This window comes from uncultured Pseudoramibacter sp. (genome assembly GCF_903789625.1).
In the GTDB taxonomy this organism is placed as follows: Bacteria; Bacillota; Clostridia; order Eubacteriales; family Eubacteriaceae; genus Pseudoramibacter; species Pseudoramibacter fermentans.
Genome location: NZ_CAIFFF010000003.1, coordinates 47435 through 68431, shown reverse-complemented (window position 1 = coordinate 68431; position 20997 = coordinate 47435). Strand labels below are relative to the sequence as shown.

Below are 20997 nucleotides of genomic sequence, written 5' to 3'. Positions count from 1 at the left end.
TTTAATGATTAGTTGAATGACGAAAAGAATCGTACAAAAATTGGCTCTATTAAGAGACAAACCATCGTGGATATTGCAATCGCCGGCCCAAATGCCAGCTCTTCTTCATTCTGGCCCTTGTGCCCCTTGATGCTGTAAATCAACAAGCCTGTACACGCCGAAAGGATTAAGTGCCAAAAGGCAAAATTGATGGTCACATACAGCCCTGTCATAAAGAACAATTTAATGTCACCGCCGCCAAGGGATTCGCGGTTTAAAATGCGGTCCATGATGACTGCTGTGAGCCAGACCAAGGCGCCTAAAACCAATCCGCCGGTAAACCCTTTTAAAAAGGATAAATGAAGCAGCCGCGTCGTCAAAATCCACCAGAGGGTCCCTGTTACGATTAAGACATTCGGAATAATCTGCTCACGGGCGTCAATCGTCGAGACCGCCATCAGCACCAGCGTAAGCCCCGCCAATCGAATTGACCAGAGCTGCCATCCCCACTTATACGCAAAATAAGCGAAGAGCACAGCCGGTAGAATTTCGTTGATCAGGCAGGTGATTCCAATCGGGGCGCCGCAGTCTCGGCACCTTCCCTTAAGGCGGATGTAGGAGACAATCGGGATCAAATCCCGCCAGCGCACCACCTGACCGCATGCATCGCAATGACTGCGGCCTGACAAAATGGATTGGCCGGATATCTGTCTGTCACACCAGCAGGTTACAAAGCTGCCTAAAACCGAACCGATGATCCACGAAAAAATAATCTGCATCATGATTTCAACCCGCGCTATTCATTTCTGCATATATTATACAATATTTTACAAAAAAGAAAAGTCCTGCACTCATAAATAAAAATAAAAAAGCGAGACCTGAGCCTCGCTTTATCGAAATCCTTATTGAAAAGGATCGAATTATTCGTAATAAATTTCGTCAATCGGCTTCCCTGCCGGAACCATCGGATACACGCCTTCGTCGTGATCGATGTGGCAATTGACCAGCACCGGTTCATCGAGATCTTTGATTTCTTCCAGGGTCTGATCCAGAGATTTTAAATCGGTGACGTCGTAATTTTTAATGCTGAACGCGTCAGCCAATTTCAAATAATCCACCGCGTGATCCGTCAAATCCGTCTGGGCGTAGCGGCGGTCGTTGAACAATTTCTGCCACTGGCGCACCATCCCGAGGGTTTCATTGTTAAACAGGAAAATCTTGATCGGCAGATTGTAGCGGCGGATCGTCGTCAATTCTGTAAAGTTCATTCTAAACGAGCCGTCCCCTGCGATCAGAAGCACCTGTTTGTCCGGATGGGCAAACTGACAGCCAATGGCGGCACCCATGCCGAATCCCATTGTGCCTAAGCCGCCGGATGTGATGTACTGATTGGGGAATTTAAATTTCCAATGCTGACCGACCCACATCTGATGCTGACCGACTTCCGTCACCACGTAGGCGTCTTCAAAGGCCTTATTAATGTGATGAATGATCGTCTTCGGATGGTATTCCGTTTCCGGTTTTTCTTCGAGCGGCCATTCTGCAATCTGCTTGTACCATTCCGGATAAGATTTTTCTTCCACCAGATTGTAAAGCTTCGGCAGCACATCGGCGACATCCGCACAAATATGCACGTTCGCTTCGACGTTCTTTTCAAATTCAGTGGCATCGACATCGACCTGAATGATCTTTTTGTCGCGCATGAATTCGTTAATATTCCCGGTAACGCGGTCTGAGAATCTGGCCCCGATGGCAATGAGCGTGTCGCAGTTAATGACTGCGAGGTTGCATTCCTGAGAGCCGTGCATCCCGACAAGCCCCAATGACAACGGGTTGTCTCTCGGAATGCTGCCTAAGCCCATCAGCGAATTGGCAACAGGAATTCCGGTCTTTTCTGCAAATTTGACCAGCATTTCCGAGGCGCCCGCTTTGATGACGCCGCCGCCGGCGTAAATTACCGGGCGTTCCGCTCTATTGATGTATTTAGCCGCGCGGTTTAACGCGTCGCGCTGCGGTGTCGGGCGGTTGACATCGAGCAGATAGGGTTTTTCCGGCGTGTAGACTGTTTCCGCTAAAAAGATATCCTTCGGCACGTCGATGACCACTGGCCCCGGCCGACCGCTTTGAGCAATCCTAAAAGCTTCGCGGATCGTCGGCGCCAGCATCGTGATGTCCTTGATGATAAAATTGTGTTTCGTAATCGGCAGCGTGATGCTCGTGATGTCAACTTCCTGGAAGGAATCCTTCCCCAAAAGCTGCTGCGTAACCTGGCCGGTGAAGACGACCAGCGGCGTCGAGTCCATGTGTGCATCGGCAATGGCTGTAACCGCATTCGTCGCTCCAGGACCTGAGGTCGTGATACCGACCCCGACTTTGCCGCTGGCACGGGCGTAGCCTTCCGCCGCGTGAATCCCGTTTTGTTCGTGGCAGGGTTCAACCTGATGGATATTGTGATCCATCCGATAAAAAGCGTCAAACAGCGGAATAACCGCACCGCCTGGATATGAGAACACGTATTCCACACCCTGTTCCTGCAGACACTTTACGACAATTTCCGAACCCTTTAATTTCTGACTGTTTAGATTCATATTGATTTCCGTGACTCCCTCTTTATTTTAAGACCGCGCCTTCATTAGCCGAAGAAACCAATTTGGCGTATCTTGCCAAATAGCCGGTCGTGATATCCGGCGTCTTCGGTGTCCAATTGGCCTTCCGTTTTGCCATTTCTTCTTCTGACACAAGCAAATCAACGGTTCTATTCGGAATGTCAATCCGGATGCGGTCGCCGTCTTCGACGAAGGCGATCGGTCCGCCAGCTGCTGCTTCCGGTGAAACGTGTCCGATGCAGGCACCGCGCGTCGCGCCCGAGAAACGGCCGTCTGTGATCAGGGCGACAGAATCGCCTAAGCCCATTCCCATGATGGCGGATGTCGGGTTGAGCATTTCGCGCATGCCCGGGCCGCCCTTCGGGCCTTCGTAACGGATGACGACCACATCGCCCTTGACAATTTTTCCGCCATCGATCGCAGCCTGTGCTTCTTCTTCAGAATCGAAGACTTTGGCTGGACCCTCGTGAACCATCATTTCCGGCAGCACGGCGGACTGTTTGATGACACCGGTCCCCGGGGCCAGCGTACCCTTCAACATGGTCAAGCCGCCCTTTTCCATATACGGGTGATCGATCGGACGAATGATTTCAGGATCCAAATTCTGAACACCCTTCAGGTTTTCAGCCATGGTCTTTCCGGTGACAGTCATGCAGTCCAAATCGAGCAGACCTTTTTTATTGAGTTCCGTCATCACAGCGTAAACCCCGCCGGCCGCGTTCAGATCTTCGATATGCGTATCGCCTGCCGGTGCTAAATGGCAGAGGTTTGGCGTGTGGTCGGACACTTCGTTGACGATGTCCGGATTGATCGTCACGCCCGCTTCGTGGGCAATGGCCGGCAGATGGAGCATAGTGTTGGTGCTGCAGCCCAACGCCATATCGACGGTCAGCGCGTTGTAAAAAGCCGCTTCTGTCATGATATCGAGGGGGCGGATATCCTTTTCGATCATTTCCATGACCTGCATGCCCGCGTGCTTCGCCAGACGCAGTCTCTGAGAATAGACGGCTGGAATGGTACCGTTTCCTCTAAGGCCCATCCCGATCGCTTCGGTCAGACAGTTCATGCTGTTTGCCGTGTACATCCCTGAACAGGAGCCGCAGGTTTCGCAGGTGTGCTGTACAAAATCGTCAAACTGTGCATCGTTAATTTTCCCAGCCTGATGCGCGCCCTGGGCTTCGAACATCGCAGAGAGGCTGACCTTCCGGCCACCGACGTGACCAGCCAGCATCGGGCCGCCGGAGACGAATACGGTCGGCAGGTTCAGACGGGCCGCCGCCATTAAGAGGCCCGGCACGTTCTTGTCACAGTTCGGAATCATCACCAACGCGTCGAAATGATGGGCAATGGCCATCGCTTCCGTCGAGTCCGCAATGAGTTCCCGGGTGACGAGGGAATACTTCATGCCCTGATGGCCCATCGCGATCCCGTCGCAGACGGCGATCGCCGGGAATTCAATCGGGGTGCCGCCCGCGAGACGGACGCCCGCCTTGACGGCTTCTGTAATTTTATCCAGGTTCATGTGGCCTGGGACGATTTCATTGTAGGAATTGACCACGCCGACGAGCGGACGTTCCAATTCTTCTTTGGTATAGCCCAGCGCATTGAACAACGAATACGCTGCGGCAGTTCGTTTGATTTTTTTCATTTGCTTCTCACCACTTCATCATAAATTTTCAATGATGTGCTGTGCCATTTCCTGGCAGCCGATCACATCGTCGTCCGGTGTTGCAATATCGCCGGTGCGCCAGCCCTGTTTCAAGGTCGCTTCTACGGCATCTTCGATGTTTTTCGCTTCTTTTTCGAGACCTAAGGTGTATCTGAGCATCATCGCCACAGACAGAACCGTCGCGATTGGATTGGCCTTATCCTGTCCTGCGATATCTGGTGCGGAGCCGTGAATCGGTTCGTACATCCCAAAGTTGTTTTCGCCGAGACTAGCGGACGGCAGCATCCCGATGGAGCCTGTGATGGTCGACGATTCATCGGAGAGGATATCGCCGAAAAGGTTGCCCGTCAGGATGACGTCAAATTGCTGCGGGTTGATGACCAGCTGCATCGCGGCGTTGTCGACGTAGAAATAATCCACATCCACTTCCGGATACTGTTCGGCCACTTCCTTGACGATCTTGCGCCACAGGCGGGACGTTTCGAGCACGTTAGCCTTATCGACGCAGGTCAGTTTTTTGCCTCGGCGCATCGCGGCGTCGAAGCCAACCTTCGCAATGCGTTCCACTTCCATGCGGGAATAGTTCATCAAATCTGAAGCGTATTCGTCGCCTTCTCTGTGCTTTTCGCCAAAATAGACGTCTCCTGTCAACTCGCGGACGACCAAAACGTCGAGGCCGTCGCCGATCAATTCCGGTTTTAACGGCGACGCGTCACGGAGTTCATCGAAAAGAATGGCTGGACGCAGGTTGGCGTACAGCCCCAGCGCCTTGCGGATGCCTAAAAGGCCCGCTTCCGGACGCTTGTCCCCTGGCAGATTGTCCCATTTCGGGCCGCCCATGGCGCCGAGCAGCACCGCATCGGAGGCCTTGCAGACGTCGACCGTTTCCTGGGGCAGCGGTGAGCCGGTTTCATCGATGGCGATGCCGCCAGCTAACACTTCATGATAATTGAACTGATGGCCGTATTTTTCGCCGATTTTGTCCAGCACCTTCATGCTCGCGCCGACAATTTCCGGACCGATACCATCACCCTTGATTACAGCAATTTTATATTCCATGGTTATTCTCCTCTATTTCCCTTATTTCAGCATATTTTCATTGACGTAATTGACCAAGCCGCCAGCCTGAATCAATTCCTGCATAAACGGCGGGAACGCCTGACCCTGGAAGCTTTGATTCTTCGTGATATCTGTGATTTTGCCTGAATCAAAATCCACTTCAACTTCATCGCCGGCTTCGATGACCTTGACTGCTTCCGGGCATTCCAAGATCGGCAGCCCGATGTTGATCGAATTTCTGTAGAAAATACGGGCGAAGCTGTTGGCAATGACGCAGGACACGCCGGACGCCTTGATCGAAATCGGCGCGTGTTCGCGGGAAGAACCGCAGCCGAAGTTGTCGTCCGCGACGATGATGTCGCCCTTATGGACGTTGTTGACAAAATCCTTGTCGATATCTTCCATACAATGCTGCGCCAATTCCAGCGGATCGCTGGTGTTCAAATAGCGGGCCGGAATGATGACGTCGGTATCGACATTGTCGCCGTAGCGAAATACTTTTCCTTTTGCATTCATATCGATTTTCCTCTTTCTGTTTCTCTTATAATTCGTCTGGTGTGCCAATGTAGCCTAAAATTGCCGATGCAGCTGCTGTTTCCGGGCTGGCTAAATACACTTCTGAATCCACGTGCCCCATGCGGCCGACAAAGTTGCGGTTTGTCGTCGACACGCAGCGTTCACCTGCAGCCAAAATCCCCATGTAGCCGCCGAGGCAGGGCCCACAGGTTGGGGTGCTGATCGCACATCCCGCTTCGACAAAATCCTTGAAGAAGCCGGCTTCCATACATTGTTCCCAAATTTTCTGTGTAGCCGGAATGATAATGACGCGGACATCGTCCGAAATCTTACGGCCCTTTAAGATTTTATCGGCCTTTTCGAAATCCGAGAAGCGGCCGTTGGTACACGAACCAATTACAACCTGATCGATCTTGACCGGTTCTTCGATTTCGTCGACAGTCTTGGTGTTTTCCGGCAGATGCGGGAAAGCCACTGTCGGCTTGAGTTCAGACAGATCGATGTCGTAGACAGCATCGTATTCCGCATCGTCATCGGCTTCGTAAACCGTGTACGGTTTTTCAGAATGTGCTTTTATGTAAGCGAGAGTCTGTTCGTCGACCGGGAAGATGCCATTTTTGCCGCCGGCTTCAATCGCCATGTTTGCAATGGTGAATCGGTCGTCCATCGTCAAGTTGGCGACTCCAGGTCCGACGAATTCCATCGATTTGTAAAGTGCGCCGTCAACGCCGATCATCCCGATGATGTGGAGAATCAAATCCTTTCCCGAAACGTAAGGCTTCATTTTTCCGGTCAAATTGAATTTCAAAGCGGACGGTACCTTAAACCACGCCTTGCCGGTCGCCATGCCCACTGCCATGTCGGTTGAACCGACGCCTGTAGAAAATGCGCCCAGCGCCCCGTAGGTGCAGGTGTGGGAATCTGCGCCGATGACCAAATCACCGGCCGTCACCAGCCCCTTTTCAGGAAGCAGCGCGTGTTCGACGCCCATGCGGCCCACTTCAAAATAATTTGAAATTTTCTGTGTACCGGCAAATTCGCGGACAGTCTTGCATTGTTCAGCCGCCTTAATGTCCTTGTTCGGTGCAAAGTGATCTGGCACCAGCGCCACCTTGTCCTGATCGAAGACCTTGTTCGTGTTTAAATTCTTAAAAACATTAATGGCCACCGGCGAGGTGATGTCGTTGCCCAAAACCAGGTCGAGATCGGCCATAATCAAATCCCCAGCCTTGACAGAATCCACACCGGCGTGTGCCGCCAGTATTTTTTGAGTCATTGTCATTCCCATAGTGTTTCTCCTTTATTTGTAAACTTATTTGATGATTGATGCACTTCATTCTATTTTAATGAAATTATTTTTTGTTGTAAAGCGTCGTTATAAATAATAATCCTTAATTTTCTGTTCCATGTCCTTCAACAGCTTGTATTCGATGGAATCGGTCAGCGCGATGAGGCTCGCTTCAATCACGTCTGTCGACACCCCAACGTTGGTCCAAATATCTCGGCCATCGCTGTTTTCAATAAGGACGCGGACCTTTGAGGCTGTCGCCCCCTGATCGATGACGCGGACCTTGAAGTCTGTCAGCCTCAGCGTCTTAATACTCGGGTAGAAGCCTTCGAGCGCTGCACGAAGGGCCTTATCCAACGCGTTGACGGGGCCGTCGCCCTCAGCCGCATTGATCGCTTCCTTCCCGTCTACTGAAACCTTCACAATCGCAGAGGCTGACAGGGCCCGTCCAGCAACTGGCTTTTCGCCAATCGTTTTAAAGTCCTCAATTTTGAAAAAGGGCTTAAAGCGGCCCAGCTCCTTTCGGATCAAAAGCTTGACTGAGCTTTCCGCGCCCTCAAATTGATAGCCCTCGTATTCCAGCTCCTTGATGCGATCCATAACCCTCGTCGCTTCCTCTGAATGCTTCTCAATCGTCGGATCGATATCGTGTATGAGCTGAATAATGGTGCCGCGCCCGGCTACCTCAGACATCAAAATCCGCCGCTGATTGCCGACCCGTTCGGGATTGATGTGTTCAAAGGAGTGGGGCTCCTTCAGAACGGCGTCGATGTGCATGCCGCCTTTGTGGGCGAAGGCGCTTTTTCCGATATAAGGCTCTCTGCCCGTCAGCGCGTAATTGGAAATTTCTGCAATTTTAATAGCCGAAGACGTCAATTTTTTCATCGCAGTCTCTGAAAGGCAGGTATACCCCATTTTCATCTGAAGGTCGGCGATCACAGTGGACAGATTAGCGTTGCCGCAGCGTTCGCCGTAGCCGAGAAACGTCCCCTGCACCTGATTGGCGCCGCCCTCGACGCCGGCCAGCGAAGCCGCAACGCCGAGGCCGCTGTCATTGTGCGCGTGAATCGCCACGTCAATTGAAACCGCCTGGCACACTTCTGCCACAATGTCCTTGACCTCCGACGGCAGGGTGCCGCCGTTCGTATCGCAGAGGCACACACAGACGGCACCGCCCTTTTCGGCCGCCTTCAGCGTGTCAAGGGCGTAGGCGGCGTCGAGCTTGTAGCCGTCGAAAAAATGCTCAGCGTCGAAAATGACCTGCTTGCCGTTTTCTGACAAAAACCGGCAGGAATCCTCGATCATGTTTAGATTTTCTTCCTTAGTTGTATTTAAAATAACCTCTACGTGAAAGGCCGAGGCCTTGCCGAAAATCGCCGCGTATTCGGTTTTAGTCTGTAGAATCGCCTGCAGATTGGCGTCATCTTCCGCCTTTTTCCCCGGATGGCGGGTTGAACCGAAGGCGCAGAGCGCGGCGTGGGTCAGCTCGATCTCCTTGAGCGCTTCAAAAAACGCAATATCCTTTGGATTTGATCCCGGATTGCCGGCCTCGATAATGTCGATGCCCAGCGCATCCAGTATTTTGACAATATCCAGCTTGTCCTTGACAGAAAACGAAATGCCTTCAGCCTGCGCGCCGTCTCTTAATGTCGAATCGAATGTGACGATTTTCTTATGGGCTTCTGCCTTCATGCTTCCTCCTAAATAAAAAACGTCTCTTTGAATTGCTATCGCAAAATTCAAAGAGACGGAAAATACATTGTCCGCGGTACCACTCTTTTTGATATGAGAACACCACATATCCACTTCAAGTCTGAAAAAATCCAAACTCTAATCCACTAACGCTGGATGGGCCTCTCGGCGTTTTCTACTCGGCTGCACGCCATTCGAATCCGCTACTCGCGAGTGATTATTGCGCACGGTTTTTCTGCTGTCCTCTCACCCTTCGACAGTTCGCTGAAGAAATCGGCCGTGTTTTTCTCTCGTTCATCGTAATTGTATATATTGTATACAAGTATAACATTGCCGTTTGAATTGTCAAGCGCTTATTTTCTGTTTTTCTCAAAGCTGCGTTTCAGCACCGCTTCGCATTCATTTTCGCGGATGCCGCCGTAAATTTCAGTATGCTTGGACAGCATCGGGTGTTGTTTCAGCTGGGCTGTCGATTCCACTGCACCGTATCTCGGTTCTGACGCGCCAAAAACGACTTTTTTGATTCGGCTTTGGATGACCGCCCCCATGCACATCGGACAAGGCTCCGCTGTGACGTAAAGCTCGCAGTCGTCCAAACGCCATCTGGCAAGCTTCTTCGACGCTTCCTGAATGACCAGCATTTCCGCGTGAGCCATCGGGTCCTGCATACCTTCCTTGCGATTGTGATTGGACGCAATCACTTCACCGTCTTTTACGATTACGGCCCCGATCGGCACCTCGCCTTCGTCTTCCGCTCGGTGCGCTTCTTCCAGTGCAAGGCCCATATAATCTTCCATTTTCTTAGGCCGCGCCCCGAATACCGCATCTGATGTCGAATCGATTTGGACATTTTCATTGTCACGGTCTTCTGCGGCCGGCTGATCTTCAGAAATTTGAATGTCCGGGATCTCCTGATCCATCGACATCAAGACCATGCCGCTCTTTTCCGGAATAGTGACCATACCGGAGAGCTGACATTCCTTCTGATGATACAAATCGTAATAAAGGCCGTTGAACCGATCGTCCCGAATTTGAACCGGAGACCCCTCGCAGTTGAAAACTGCCACGACTGTCTGGTTATCTGTTCTTCGAATAAAGCCCATTTGACAGGACTGCACGAACATCTGCTCGTAGCTGCCTCTTTTTAACGCGTCGACGCCTTTGTGCACCGCGATCATCCGTCTGATTTTTTCAGTCAGCGGATTGTTTAAATCAAAGGAAAGCTCGACTGCGGCCGGGCGAAGGGGCGCGTCGGTGCCGTTACCCTTTCGCGCCTTAATACCCAGCTCACTGCCGTAATAAATCGTCGGAATTCCTGGCATCGTGAAGAGCATCAGATAGAGCGGTTCCAAATCCCGTTCGTCATTCAAGGTCGACGCAACCCGGTCGACGTCGTGGTTATCGACAAAATTATAGGTGAGAAAATGCTGATACAAGCCGCCCTGCGCGAACAGCCGATTGAGGGAATAAGCGATTTCAAAATAGTTCTTGTCGTTTAAGCTGGAGTACAGCCCTTTATAATCCTCGTAATTGGTGACTGAGTCTAGACCGCCTCTTTCGACCATCAGCGAATAGTCGCCGGACACGGATTCGCCGACCATGAAGAAACCTGGCTTTTTGGCTCTCGCCAAATCGCCCAGCTCTTTTACAAATCCCATATCCATCACATTGGCCGCGTCCATTCGGACCCCGTCGATGTCGTAATCGTCAATCCAGGACGCCAGCGTCCGCTTTAAATAATCCTTGACATCCGGGTGATACAGGTTCAGCTTCACGAGATTGTCGCAGCCGGCCCAGTTGCGGTAGGAAAAGCCGTCGTTGTAGCTGTTGTTGTCCCAGAAATTGACGCTGTCAAACCAGTCTTTATAAATAGACCCTTCACGATTTTGTTTTAAATCTTCAAAGGCAAAAAACGACCGGCCCACGTGATTGAACACACAATCTAAAATCACGGCAACGCCCTGATCATGGCAGGCCTGAACCAAGTGGATCAGATCCTCGTTGGTGCCGAGACGCGGGTCCACCTTTGCGTAATCCGTCGTGTCGTATCCGTGGGAGATCGACGAAAACAACGGCCCGAGCAAAATCGTGTTGACTCCTAATTTTTTCAAATAAGGCAGTTGTGCTTCGATTTTGTTTAAACGATGGTGGATGCCGTCACATTCTGCCTGCGTCGCTTCTGCCCCGCAGTAACCCATGGTAAAAATATGGTAAATGACCATTTCATCGTGTTTCATCATCTGAAAGCACCTCCTTTTGCGTAGATTATATTGAAAAGATTTTAAAAATGCAAATTTTTCAGCTAAAAAAAGAATTCCAGAGGGATGCCCTCTGGAATTCAGTGGAATGATGAATATTGTTTAATCCGATAATTTATGAATAAATAAGCCGCTTCGCAGCTTCGGTTCAAACCATGTGGACTTCGGCGGCATCAAAAGCCCCGCGTCGGCAATGGCCATCAGCTCGTGAATCGAGGTGGGATACATCGAAAAGGCGACGGTCATGTCCGTGTGCACGCGGCGTTCCAGCTCCCCGAGCCCTCGGATCCCGCCGACAAAATCGATGCGGTCATCGGTCCGCGGATCGCCGATGCCGAGGATTGGCGAAAGCACCTCTTCCTGAAGAAGAGAAACGTCTAAGCTCTTGACCGGATCGTCTGGATTCACCAAATCGTCGTGAATCTTAAGGGCGTACCACTGATCGTCTAGGAACATGCCAAAGGTTCCCTTTTGGCCGGGCTTATACGCTTGATCCACTTTTTCGATATCGCACTTTTCACCGACCACGTCCAAAAACGCGTCGGCAGTCAGTCCGTTTAAATCCTTCACCACGCGGTTGTAATCCAAAATGGCCAGCTGATTGTCCGGAAAAATAACCGAGAGAAAATAATTAAAGGGTTCATCGCCGCTGTACCCCGGATGGGCCTTGCGGCGCATCTGCGCGACCTTCACTGCTGACGCCGCGCGGTGATGGCCGTCTGCGATGTAAAGCGCCGGCACGTCATTAAAGTCGCTGACGAAGCCTTCGATGTCCTGCGCGTCGTCCACGCACCAGACCCGATGACGGATGCCGTCCTCTGCGGTAAAGGCGTAAACCGGTGCCTTTTCCTGAATGGCCTTAACGCGGCGGTCAATGGCGTCGCGATGGCGGTAGGTCAAAAAGATCGGGCCGGTGTTCGCGTCACAGCTGTCGACGTGGTGGATGCGGTCCTGTTCCTTTTCACTGCGGGTGAGCTCGTGCTTCTTGATCGTGCCGTTTAAATATTCGTCCACTGCTGTGCAGGCGACCAGCCCCGTCTGGACCTGATCCCCCATTTTGAGCTCGTAGAGATAAAACTGCTTTTGATCATCCTGAATCAGGATGTGATCGTCGATCAAGCGGTCGAGGTTCTTTTTAGCCTGCTGATAAACCGCGGGATCGTACAAATCGATGTCCGGATCCATCGTGGTTTCTGGGCGGTCTACCCTCAAAAATGAGTCGGGCTTGCCCGCTACCGCTTCCCGCGCTTCCGCCCGGTTGTAGACGTCGTAGGGCAGGGCTGCAACATCTGCAGCCTTGTCCGGCGTCGGTCGAATGGCTTTAAAAGCTTTGATTGTCGCCATCTTATTTGACCAATCTGACGCGGGTCACGCCTTCAATCGCCTTTAAATCGTCGAGGGTTTCCACCTTAAAGTCTTCGGAATCAATATCAATCATCGTGTAGGCGTATTTGCCTTTGTTTTTATTCGTCATGTTGGCAATATTGACGTTATCCTTAGCCAGTACGGTGGTAATGCTGGCGATCATGTTCGGAATGTTTTGGTGCGCCACGGTGATGCGGTGTGCCGTTTCACATTCGCCCATGCTGCAGTCCGGATAGTTGACTGAATTGATGATGTTCCCGTTTTCCATGTATTCACGGAGGGAATTGACAACCATCGTCGCACAATTTTCTTCTGATTCCGGCGTAGACGCGCCCAAATGTGGAATATTGATCGCATTTTTCATGTGGATCGTCTTGTTGCTCGGGAAGTCGGTGACGTAGGCCGCGATTTTATCGTTTTCCAACGCTTCGGCCAGCGCATCTTCATCGACGAGGCCGCCGCGGGCCAGGTTCAACAGGCGCAGATTCGGTTTCGCCAAAGCGAGCAGATCGGCGTTGATGTAATTCTTCGTCGCTTCCATGTACGGTACGTGGATTGAAATGTAATCACAATTTTGGAAAAGAGCTTCTAGACTGGAGGCCCGTTTAACTTTTCTGCTTAACCCCCAGGCGTGTTTAATTGTAATGAAAGGGTCAAATCCGTATACCTTCATGCCGAAATCGACGGCCATGTTTGCGACGAGCAGACCGATGGCGCCCAAACCGATGACGCCCATTTTCTTTTTATATAATTCTGGTCCGGCAAAAGCCTTTTTATTTTTTTCTACCGCTGCACCGATGTCTGTTTTGGTTCCGTCCAGCGTTTTGGTCCATTCAATCCCCTGAACAACCTTTCGGGATGAGATCAACATGGCTGTTGCCACCAATTCCTTGACGGCGTTGGCGTTGGCGCCCGGCGCGTTGCAGACCACGATCCCCTGTTCTGCACAGCGGTCCAGTGGAATGTTGTTGACGCCTGCACCCGCACGGCCGATAAAGGACAAATTGTCGTTGAACGCCATGTCGTGCATTTTGGCGCTTCTGACCAGTATTGCGTCCGGTGAATCGGCCCCTTCCTGGTCGACGACATATTGTTCAGTCAGCTGTTTCAGTCCTTTTTTTGAAATGTTGTTCAGTGTTTTGATTTGATAATTCATATTTATTCCTTCTGTTCATGCCGCAGCAAATCCGGCCAACTACGATACTACCCCGGTCTTTACTGCGCGCGAATTTGCGGATCTTTGATGCCCTGTGATCCAGCTGGATATCAGGTTGAAATTATTTGTTTGCTGTTTCGAATTTCTTCATGAAATCGATCAGGGCATCGACGCCGTCCATGGTCATCGCGTTGTAAATCGAAGCGCGCATGCCGCCGACTGTCCGGTGACCCTTCAAATTAACCAAACCGGCTTCCTTGGATTCCTTGACAAATTTAGCGTCGAGATCCTTGTCCCCTGTGACAAACGGGACGTTCATCAGTGAGCGGTCCTTTGGATTCAAAACAGTCGGCTTGAATAACGTGGAGTTATCCAAGAAATCGTACAGCTTGGCTGCCTTTGCCTTGTTCAGTTCAGCCATCGCTGAAATGCCGCCCTTTGCCTTCAGCCATTTGAAGACCAGGCCGCACATATAGATAGCAAAGCACGGCGGGGTGTTGAAGCAGGAATCCTTATCGACGTGGGTCTTGTAATCTAACATCGTCGGGATGCTCGGATCCGCCTGTCCTACTAAATCGTCACGGATGATAACCACGGTGACACCAGCCGGCCCCATGTTCTTCTGTGCACCTGCGTAGATCATGCCAAATTTCGAAACGTCGTAGGGTTCGGACAAAATGTTAGATGACATGTCGCCAATCAGCGGAATGTTGTCCGGTGTTTCCGGCAGACGATCCGGTGCGAAATAAGTGCCGTAAATGGTGTTGTTGACGCAGATGTGCAGGTAATCGGCGTCCGGGCGGAGCATCGAGATGTCGTAATCCGGAATGTAATTGTAGGTCTTGTCTTCTGAGGAAGCGATGACCTTGGCGTCGCCGACCTTCACGGCCTGTTCGTAGGCTTTCTTTGCCCAGTTCCCGGTTTTGATGTAATCCGCCTTGTGATTGTGCACCATCAGGTTCAGCGGAATCATTGAGAACTGCGTGGACGCGCCGCCCTGCAGGAACAGGATGTCGTAATTGTCCGGAATCCCCATTAAATCTCTTAAATCAGCTTTTGCCTGATCTAAAATATCAGTAAAGTCAGCTGAACGATGGCTCATTTCCATAACTGACATCCCGGTATTGCCGTAGCAAAGCAGCTCTTCTTGAGCTTTCTTCAGTACTTCTTCTGGTAAAGCAGACGGACCAGGTGCGAAGTTAAAAACTCTTTCCAAAACTTTCCTCCTTTAAAAATATAAACCGTAAAAAACAAAAAACTGTAATGAAACATTACAGTTTTTATTATTATAGGCTTTAATATTTTACATTTCAATGTGCTTTTTGTATTTAATATGCAAATAATTATGACTTTAAGAGAAATGAACGACGACAACGTATTCATCTGTTGAATTTCATCTTTATTTTATTATCAATTCTCTCAAATTGATTCTTAATAAATACAGAAAAATATTGGCGCATTTTGATCTATCAATCGCCATAAATTCCACTCCTCGAAAATCATTATTTCGTAAGCACCTTTTTGTGATATGCGCGTTTTCCACAATTCGGGCATTTCATTTTTCTGCTTCTTCCAATATGGGGAGAAAAAACAACGGATTTCATTGTTGGAATATAAATGGCGCCGCACGAAGGACATTCATAATATCCTGTATCATGCTCCAATTTTAAACAATATACCATCCCAACCGTAAAAATGATACACCCTGCTGCAATCAGCGCGATTCGCCAGGCCGTAATCGAAACGGCAAAAGATGCTGCAAAAATCATCAATATAAATGAAAGTGAACATGTGTACCCGATCACAGTTTCTAATGAAAGCAGTCTTTTATTTGCCTGCTCTTCCTGTCTGCGCATTTCCAGCAGATGTTGTTCAGCCATTTTTTGATATTGATCCATCGCTAATCGCTTCCCGGTAAAAAGTTCATTGATATTAATGTTCAGAGCGTCACATAATTCCGGCATAATGGACACATCAGGCAGGCCCTTCCCTCTTTCCCATTTTGAGACAGCACGATCTGTAATACCGAGTTTCTCTGCAAGAACAGCCTGCGTCAATCCGCATTCCTTTCTACAAGCCGCGATGAAGTTTCCGATTTTTTTTTGATCCACAAGGAGACCCCCTTTCTATGATCATAATAAATCTAATCCCCAATTTTTCACAGAAACAGATCGTTGAGTTTCATAAATGTGCGTTTTTAGAAACTCTACTTCAAGTTGAGTCCGCTGATAAAGAACATAAATCCCCACCTCTGATTCAAATATAAATCAACTGTTATTTAAATCTGATGGTCAATTATCCATCCCAACAACTCATCAAGCGGCCTCTGTCCAGCGGCAATGTCGAGGAAACGTATCCGCTAATTCGTCCTGCGTATCATCGAGTTCAATTCCATTTAGTGCTAAGAAAACTAACATTGCATGGGCCCCGATGCGTTTGTTACCATCAACAAAAGCATGATTGGTGACTAACCCATACCCAAGGCGAGCGGCTTTTTATTGAATCGATGGATAGACATCCTTTCCGTCAAAAGATTGAAAAGGTGCATGAAGCGCAATCATCTGTTCTTTCGACAGAATAATCTTTAGCAAGTACCTTATAGGCTTTTCTATTCTTAAAATACACTAAAAGCGGTAAATGGCACTATTTCGTTGGAACACCTAATGCGTTTATAAAAAAAGCAAACAAATAAAAAAATCCCTACTTTTGATCCCAACGGCAAATTGTCTTCAAAAGTGGGGAATTCGCGGGGAAATGTCATTTCATTTCCCGAAAGAACTAGCGAAAACCGCTAGATTTAGCCCAAAATGGTGGGCCCTCAGGGACTCGAACCCTGGACCTGCCGGTTATGAGCCGGATGCTCTGACCAACTGAGCTAAAGGCCCTCAAATAAAAAAATGGTCGAGGTGAGAGGATTCGAACCTCCGGCTCCATGGTCCCAAACCATGTGCGCTACCAAACTGCGCTACACCTCGACAACGAATATTATTATACCAGCTGACTTTTATATTGTCAATATTTTTTTAAAAATCTGCGCCGCAAATTTACAATCTGCGGCGCTTTGATTTAATTCAATTTTTCCCGAACGATTTGGTTGACCACTTTGCCATCGGCCTTTCCTTTGACCTTTGGCATAATCGCTTTCATGACTTTACCCATATCCTTCATGCTTTCCGCACCGATTTCCTGAATGGTATCTTCTACAATTGCGCCGATTTCTTCCTGACTCAACTGCTTAGGGAGATAGTCCTCGATAATCGCCATTTCAGCCTTGGTCTGTTCAATCAAATCATCACGTCCGGCTTTTTCGAATTCCTTTAAAGAATCTTTTCTCTGTTTGTATTGCTTGGAGATGATCGCTTCGATATCGCTGTCTTCAAGATTGTCGATCTGTTTATCTTTTTCTTCCTGAAGAATCGCCGCACGGATCAATGTGATCGTCGACTTGCGAACCTTATCCTTCGCTTTCATCGCCGCTTTCAAATCAGTTAATAACTGTTTCTTTAAAGCCAAACTTATGACACATCCTTTTATCTATGTTTCTTCATTTTTCTTTTTCTGGCAGCTTCAGATTTTTTCTTGCGCTTAACACTTGGCTTTTCATAGTGTTCTCTTTTGCGAATTTCTGACATGACACCTGCCATAGCGGTCTTTCTTTTAAAACGTCTCAGAGCGCTTTCCAAAGACTCGTTTTCACGTACACGTACTTCTGACATTTAATATCCCCCCTTCCTGAATGTAAACTACCCTGTGGAAATCTTTTGATACAGGTGGACAAGGGATATTATATTTGAAATTTCAAAACTTGTCAATGAATCTTCATCATCTCTTCACAAATATTTATCACATCTGTAAAGACCCTGTACAGCCAAAGCCTCAGACCGATTCAAAAGGCCGATAAAAGGGTTAAATATTGAAGGTCAGCATGATTTCCGATTTCGTGACGCGGCCTCTGCGCAGAATGCGTTCGGCCACAATCGCGTAATCCCGCGGATTGAGTTCTGGGTTGAAGTGGGTCAGGATCAAATGGCGCACGCCGGCCTTTTCCGCGATTTCAGCCGCCTGCCCCGCCGACAAGTGCTTGTTTTCATCCGGGTTGTCCACATAGGTGCAGTCGCAGAGCATTGTGTGCACCCCTTCGACGAAATCGGTCAGGGCGTCGCAAATGCCGGTATCGCCGGTGTAAAGACAGGCCTTGCCGTTGTCGTCGACCGCTTTAATCGCGTAGTCTTCGACAGGGTGGCGCATCTTTTTAAAGGTGAATGTCATATTTTTGATCGTCACTTCGTCGCCGTCGTGGATCGGATGGACGTCAAAGCTCTTGATGTCAGCGATCATTTGGTAAATATTGGCCGGCGATTCCGGAAGGTAAACCGGCACCACCTGATCCCGTTTTTCCAAGAGATACTGCAGTACAAATAAATCGGAAATGTGATCCCAGTGCAGGTGGGAAAGCAGAATCGCGTCGAGATCAGACGCGTCGTCGATAGCCATCAGGTTGCTCAAAGTGCCGGCCCCCAAATCCATGATCACCTTGGCCTGATCGTTTTCCAAAAGATAGCCGGAGCAGGCACCGTTCGCCCGCGGATACGCACCATTGTTGCCTAAAATTGTTAATTTCATATTATTCCTCCTCTGCTCGCGATTACGCGATAATCTCTTTTTTCAGTTTTTGAATCCAGGACCAAGTCACCTGCGCCGTTAAGCCCCAGATGACGATCGGGTCCCGATCCTGAGCGATTTGATACTGGTAAAAATAAATCGGGTGTTTTTTCTTTCTAAAGCTGTAGTGCTCCCCTCTCGGGATCAGCTCGTAGGGAAACCCGGGATCCGGCTGGGTCACCAGTGTCGTCATGTGCATTTCTGGCTCTTGTTCAAGCAGCCAGCTCAGCGGCACGGTGAAAATTTCGCCGACCTCGTCCTTGGAACAGGTTCCCTTGTAATGGCTGAGCTTGCCGACAAAGGGCCAGAGGGGCGCACCGGTCGGGGCGTTTTCCCCGTCCATCGGCGCCAAAATTTCGACATTTTCCGGCGTCATCAGCAGCTCCTCGCAGGTTTCGCGCACCGCTGCCTGCTCCGGCGTCTCGCCAGCTTCAATGCCGCCGCCAGGAAAGCTCACCTCGCCCGGTTGGGTTCTCAGCGTCGTCGCCCGAATTTCGTAGACGACCTCGAGTCCTTTCTCAGTCTGAATCAGCGGAATGAGCACCGCCTTGCTTTTCCCTTTTAGCCGCGGCAGATAGCCAGGCGTCCGTTCGCCCCAGCGCTGCCGCATGGCTTCAATCATTTTGTCTTGCTGCATAAGTCTCTCCCAAAAGCATCTCTTTTCTTATTATTATAAAGAAAAACCCCCGAATATCAAAGGGGATATGATATTCGGGGGTGATAGATTTTTGTCTTCTCTCTTTTTCAGTTCTGCATTTTTGCAGGGCTTACATCATCGGTGCGCCGCCAGCTGGCATAGCCGGTGCGTCGCTCTTTTCTTCCGGATGATCTGCGACAGCCACTTCTGTGGTCAGCAGCATCGCGGTGATGGAAGCTGCGTTCTGGATCGCGGTACGGGTGACCTTCGTCGGGTCGATGATCCCTTCGTCAACCATGTTGACGTATTTGCCGTGAAGTGCGTCGTAGCCAATACCCTTGTCTTTCTTGGACAATTCGTTGACAATGACAGAGCCTTCGACACCAGCATTTTCAGCGATCTGACGTGCCGGTTCTTCAATGGCTCTTCTAATGATCTGCGCGCCGACCTTTTCGTCGCCGTCCAGTGTTTCGATCAGAGCGTCCACTTTATCTGTAGTGTTCAGCAGTGCAGTACCGCCGCCTGGGACGATCCCTTCTTCAACAGCTGCACGTGTGGCGTTCAACGCGTCTTCGATACGGTATTTGATTTCCTTCATTTCGACTTCTGTTGCAGCGCCGACCTGGATCACAGCGACACCACCAGATAGCTTCGCCAAACGTTCCTGAAGTTTTTCACGGTCGTAATCGGAATCGGTTTCCGGAATCTGAGCCTTGATCTGGGCAACACGTTCGTCCACGTCTTCCTTTGCGCCCTGACCGTCGACGATGATGGTGTTTTCCTTGTCAACTTTAACCTGACGTGCACGGCCTAACTGTTCCAGAGTCGTGTCTTTGAGTTCCAAGCCAATTTCCTTGGAAATGACCTGGCCGCCGGTCAAAATAGCGATATCCTGAAGCATGGCCTTTCTTCTGTCGCCAAAGCCCGGTGCTTTCACAGCAACAGTGTTCAGGGTGCCACGGAGTTTGTTCAGAACCAATGTGGTTAAGGCTTCGCCTTCGACATCTTCAGCAATGATTAATAATTTTGCACCCTGCTGTGCGATCTGTTCGAGCACAGGGAGAATTTCCTGAATGTTGGAAATCTTCTGGTCAGTGATCAAAATGTACGGGTTGTCGAGTTCAGCAACCATTTTTTCTGTATCGGTTGCCATATAGCCTGAGACATAGCCTCTGTCAAACTGCATCCCTTCGGTGAAGTCGAGTTCGGTGCCCATGCCCTTGCCTTCTTCAACGGTGATGACGCCGTCGTCACCGACCTTAGCCATGGCTTCTGCGATCAGTTTGCCGATCTGCGGATCTGCTGCAGAAATGGAAGCAACCTGTTCCTTGGATTTGTCAGATTTAACTGGCTGAGAGATTTCCTTCAAGCCTTCGACAACAGCGTCAACCGCTTTTTCCATCCCTTTTCTCAGGACCATTGGGTTAGCGCCGGCAACGACGTTGCGGTTGCCTTCGTGGGTAATGGCCTGTGCCAGCAGTGTTGCGGTTGTGGTGCCGTCCCCTGCGACGTCGTTGGTCTTGGTTGCGACTTCCTTAACCAGTTGTGCGCCCATATTTTCAAATGGGTCTTTTAATTCGATTTCCTTTGCGATGGTCACACCGTCATTGGTGATGTTCGGTGCGCCGTATGATTTTGCCAGAAGGACGTTTCTGCCCTTCGGCCCTAATGTCACTTTAACTGCGTTTGCTAACTGATCGACACCGCTGAGCAATGATTCTCTTGCGGCTTCTCCGTATTTTACATCTTTAGCCATTTGATAGACCTCCTTTTGTCTCTGTCTGTCTCAATTATTCTTCTACAATTGCCAAAATATCGTTCTGTTTGACAATCAGATATTTTTCGTCATCCATTTTGATTTCTGAGCCGGAATATTTAGAATAAATAACTTCGTCGCCGACTTTGACATCCAGCGGTACTTTCTTGCCGTCAATCATTTCGCCGGAACCCACAGCAACAACTTCACCCTGCTGCGGTTTTTCTTTTGCGGAATCAGGAAGGACGATGCCGCCCGTTGTTTTCTTTTCTTCTTCTTTTACTTTTATAACAATTTTGTCACCTAATGGTTTTAATTTCATTGCTAAAGCCTCCCAAAAGTTTTTTTCTGTTT

General features: G+C 49.6%; 19 protein-coding genes and 2 tRNA genes. All 21 read right to left on the bottom strand.

Features of this window, described 5'->3' with window-relative positions; translation table 11 throughout:
• Window positions 1-8 precede the first annotated feature (8 nt).
• Window positions 9-761, bottom strand: coding sequence for an A24 family peptidase (locus tag QZX60_RS02750; protein ID WP_295361114.1), 753 nt, complete (start codon window positions 759-761; stop codon window positions 9-11).
• A 138-nt stretch (window positions 762-899) separates the two neighbouring features.
• Window positions 900-2567 carry a biosynthetic-type acetolactate synthase large subunit gene (gene ilvB, locus QZX60_RS02745; RefSeq protein WP_295361113.1) on the bottom strand — a complete coding sequence of 556 codons (1668 nt, stop codon included), beginning with the start codon at window positions 2565-2567 and terminating at the stop codon, window positions 900-902.
• 22 nt (window positions 2568-2589) lie between these two features.
• Window positions 2590-4233 carry a dihydroxy-acid dehydratase gene (gene ilvD / locus QZX60_RS02740; protein WP_295361110.1) on the bottom strand — a complete coding sequence of 548 codons (1644 nt, stop codon included), beginning with the start codon at window positions 4231-4233 and terminating at the stop codon, window positions 2590-2592.
• Window positions 4234-4251: 18 nt separating this feature from the next.
• The gene (gene leuB / locus QZX60_RS02735) at window positions 4252-5313 is read right to left on the bottom strand and encodes a 3-isopropylmalate dehydrogenase (protein ID WP_295361107.1); all 1062 of its coding nucleotides are present in this window, start codon (window positions 5311-5313) and stop codon (window positions 4252-4254) included.
• 21 nt (window positions 5314-5334) lie between these two features.
• Window positions 5335-5829 (bottom strand): 3-isopropylmalate dehydratase small subunit, encoded by a 495-nt coding sequence (leuD, locus tag QZX60_RS02730; RefSeq protein WP_295361105.1) that lies wholly within the window; start codon window positions 5827-5829, stop codon window positions 5335-5337.
• A 25-nt stretch (window positions 5830-5854) separates the two neighbouring features.
• Entirely contained in the window at window positions 5855-7117 is a 1263-nt protein-coding gene (leuC, locus tag QZX60_RS02725; RefSeq protein ID WP_295361102.1) for a 3-isopropylmalate dehydratase large subunit, read from the bottom strand.
• 87 nt (window positions 7118-7204) lie between these two features.
• A complete protein-coding gene (gene cimA, locus QZX60_RS02720; protein WP_295361098.1) occupies window positions 7205-8809 on the bottom strand; it encodes a citramalate synthase in 1605 nt (534 codons plus the stop codon).
• Between the two features lie 353 nt (window positions 8810-9162).
• The gene (locus QZX60_RS02715) at window positions 9163-11049 is read right to left on the bottom strand and encodes an alpha-amylase family glycosyl hydrolase (RefSeq protein ID WP_295361096.1); all 1887 of its coding nucleotides are present in this window, start codon (window positions 11047-11049) and stop codon (window positions 9163-9165) included.
• Between the two features lie 120 nt (window positions 11050-11169).
• A complete protein-coding gene (locus QZX60_RS02710) occupies window positions 11170-12411 on the bottom strand; it encodes a DUF1015 domain-containing protein (protein ID WP_295361093.1) in 1242 nt (413 codons plus the stop codon).
• A gap of 1 nt (window position 12412) precedes the next feature.
• The gene (locus tag QZX60_RS02705; protein WP_295361090.1) at window positions 12413-13588 is read right to left on the bottom strand and encodes a phosphoglycerate dehydrogenase; all 1176 of its coding nucleotides are present in this window, start codon (window positions 13586-13588) and stop codon (window positions 12413-12415) included.
• A gap of 121 nt (window positions 13589-13709) precedes the next feature.
• Entirely contained in the window at window positions 13710-14804 is a 1095-nt protein-coding gene (gene serC / locus QZX60_RS02700) for a 3-phosphoserine/phosphohydroxythreonine transaminase (protein ID WP_295361088.1), read from the bottom strand.
• A gap of 286 nt (window positions 14805-15090) precedes the next feature.
• Window positions 15091-15699, bottom strand: coding sequence for a helix-turn-helix domain-containing protein (locus QZX60_RS02695; protein ID WP_295361085.1), 609 nt, complete (start codon window positions 15697-15699; stop codon window positions 15091-15093).
• Window positions 15700-15903: 204 nt separating this feature from the next.
• Window positions 15904-16020, bottom strand: coding sequence for a hypothetical protein (locus tag QZX60_RS09290; RefSeq protein ID WP_363174764.1), 117 nt, complete (start codon window positions 16018-16020; stop codon window positions 15904-15906).
• A gap of 376 nt (window positions 16021-16396) precedes the next feature.
• Window positions 16397-16473: transfer RNA gene (locus tag QZX60_RS02685), tRNA-Ile, on the bottom strand.
• Window positions 16474-16486: 13 nt separating this feature from the next.
• Window positions 16487-16563, bottom strand: a tRNA-Pro gene (locus QZX60_RS02680).
• A 91-nt stretch (window positions 16564-16654) separates the two neighbouring features.
• Window positions 16655-17101: a GatB/YqeY domain-containing protein gene (locus QZX60_RS02675; protein ID WP_295361082.1), complete on the bottom strand. Its 447-nt coding sequence runs from the start codon at window positions 17099-17101 to the stop codon at window positions 16655-16657.
• Window positions 17102-17118: 17 nt separating this feature from the next.
• Window positions 17119-17304 (bottom strand): 30S ribosomal protein S21, encoded by a 186-nt coding sequence (gene rpsU / locus QZX60_RS02670; protein WP_006598092.1) that lies wholly within the window; start codon window positions 17302-17304, stop codon window positions 17119-17121.
• A 190-nt stretch (window positions 17305-17494) separates the two neighbouring features.
• Window positions 17495-18211 (bottom strand): MBL fold metallo-hydrolase, encoded by a 717-nt coding sequence (locus QZX60_RS02665; RefSeq protein ID WP_295361077.1) that lies wholly within the window; start codon window positions 18209-18211, stop codon window positions 17495-17497.
• Between the two features lie 22 nt (window positions 18212-18233).
• On the bottom strand, window positions 18234-18887 hold the full coding sequence (locus QZX60_RS02660; RefSeq protein WP_295361075.1) for a CoA pyrophosphatase: 654 nt from the start codon (window positions 18885-18887) through the stop codon (window positions 18234-18236).
• A gap of 130 nt (window positions 18888-19017) precedes the next feature.
• The gene (groL, locus tag QZX60_RS02655; protein WP_295361072.1) at window positions 19018-20643 is read right to left on the bottom strand and encodes a chaperonin GroEL; all 1626 of its coding nucleotides are present in this window, start codon (window positions 20641-20643) and stop codon (window positions 19018-19020) included.
• A 34-nt stretch (window positions 20644-20677) separates the two neighbouring features.
• Entirely contained in the window at window positions 20678-20965 is a 288-nt protein-coding gene (groES, locus tag QZX60_RS02650) for a co-chaperone GroES (RefSeq protein WP_154575519.1), read from the bottom strand.
• Between the last annotated feature and the right edge of the window lie 32 nt (window positions 20966-20997).

Bases quoted from the DNA above. Each gene is read 5' to 3' on its own strand.
- QZX60_RS02750 (WP_295361114.1), bottom strand. From the start codon at position 761: ATGATGCAGATTATTTTTTCGTGGATCATCGGTTCGGTTTTAGGCAGC.
- ilvB (WP_295361113.1), bottom strand. From the start codon at position 2,567: ATGAATCTAAACAGTCAGAAATTAAAGGGTTCGGAAATTGTCGTAAAG.
- ilvD (WP_295361110.1), bottom strand. From the start codon at position 4,233: ATGAAAAAAATCAAACGAACTGCCGCAGCGTATTCGTTGTTCAATGCG.
- leuB (WP_295361107.1), bottom strand. From the start codon at position 5,313: ATGGAATATAAAATTGCTGTAATCAAGGGTGATGGTATCGGTCCGGAA.
- leuD (WP_295361105.1), bottom strand. From the start codon at position 5,829: ATGAATGCAAAAGGAAAAGTATTTCGCTACGGCGACAATGTCGATACC.
- leuC (WP_295361102.1), bottom strand. From the start codon at position 7,117: ATGGGAATGACAATGACTCAAAAAATACTGGCGGCACACGCCGGTGTG.
- cimA (WP_295361098.1), bottom strand. From the start codon at position 8,809: ATGAAGGCAGAAGCCCATAAGAAAATCGTCACATTCGATTCGACATTA.
- QZX60_RS02715 (WP_295361096.1), bottom strand. From the start codon at position 11,049: ATGATGAAACACGATGAAATGGTCATTTACCATATTTTTACCATGGGT.
- QZX60_RS02710 (WP_295361093.1), bottom strand. From the start codon at position 12,411: ATGGCGACAATCAAAGCTTTTAAAGCCATTCGACCGACGCCGGACAAG.
- QZX60_RS02705 (WP_295361090.1), bottom strand. From the start codon at position 13,588: ATGAATTATCAAATCAAAACACTGAACAACATTTCAAAAAAAGGACTG.
- rpsU (WP_006598092.1), bottom strand. From the start codon at position 17,304: ATGTCAGAAGTACGTGTACGTGAAAACGAGTCTTTGGAAAGCGCTCTG.
- QZX60_RS02665 (WP_295361077.1), bottom strand. From the start codon at position 18,211: ATGAAATTAACAATTTTAGGCAACAATGGTGCGTATCCGCGGGCGAAC.
- QZX60_RS02660 (WP_295361075.1), bottom strand. From the start codon at position 18,887: ATGCAGCAAGACAAAATGATTGAAGCCATGCGGCAGCGCTGGGGCGAA.
- groL (WP_295361072.1), bottom strand. From the start codon at position 20,643: ATGGCTAAAGATGTAAAATACGGAGAAGCCGCAAGAGAATCATTGCTC.
- groES (WP_154575519.1), bottom strand. From the start codon at position 20,965: ATGAAATTAAAACCATTAGGTGACAAAATTGTTATAAAAGTAAAAGAA.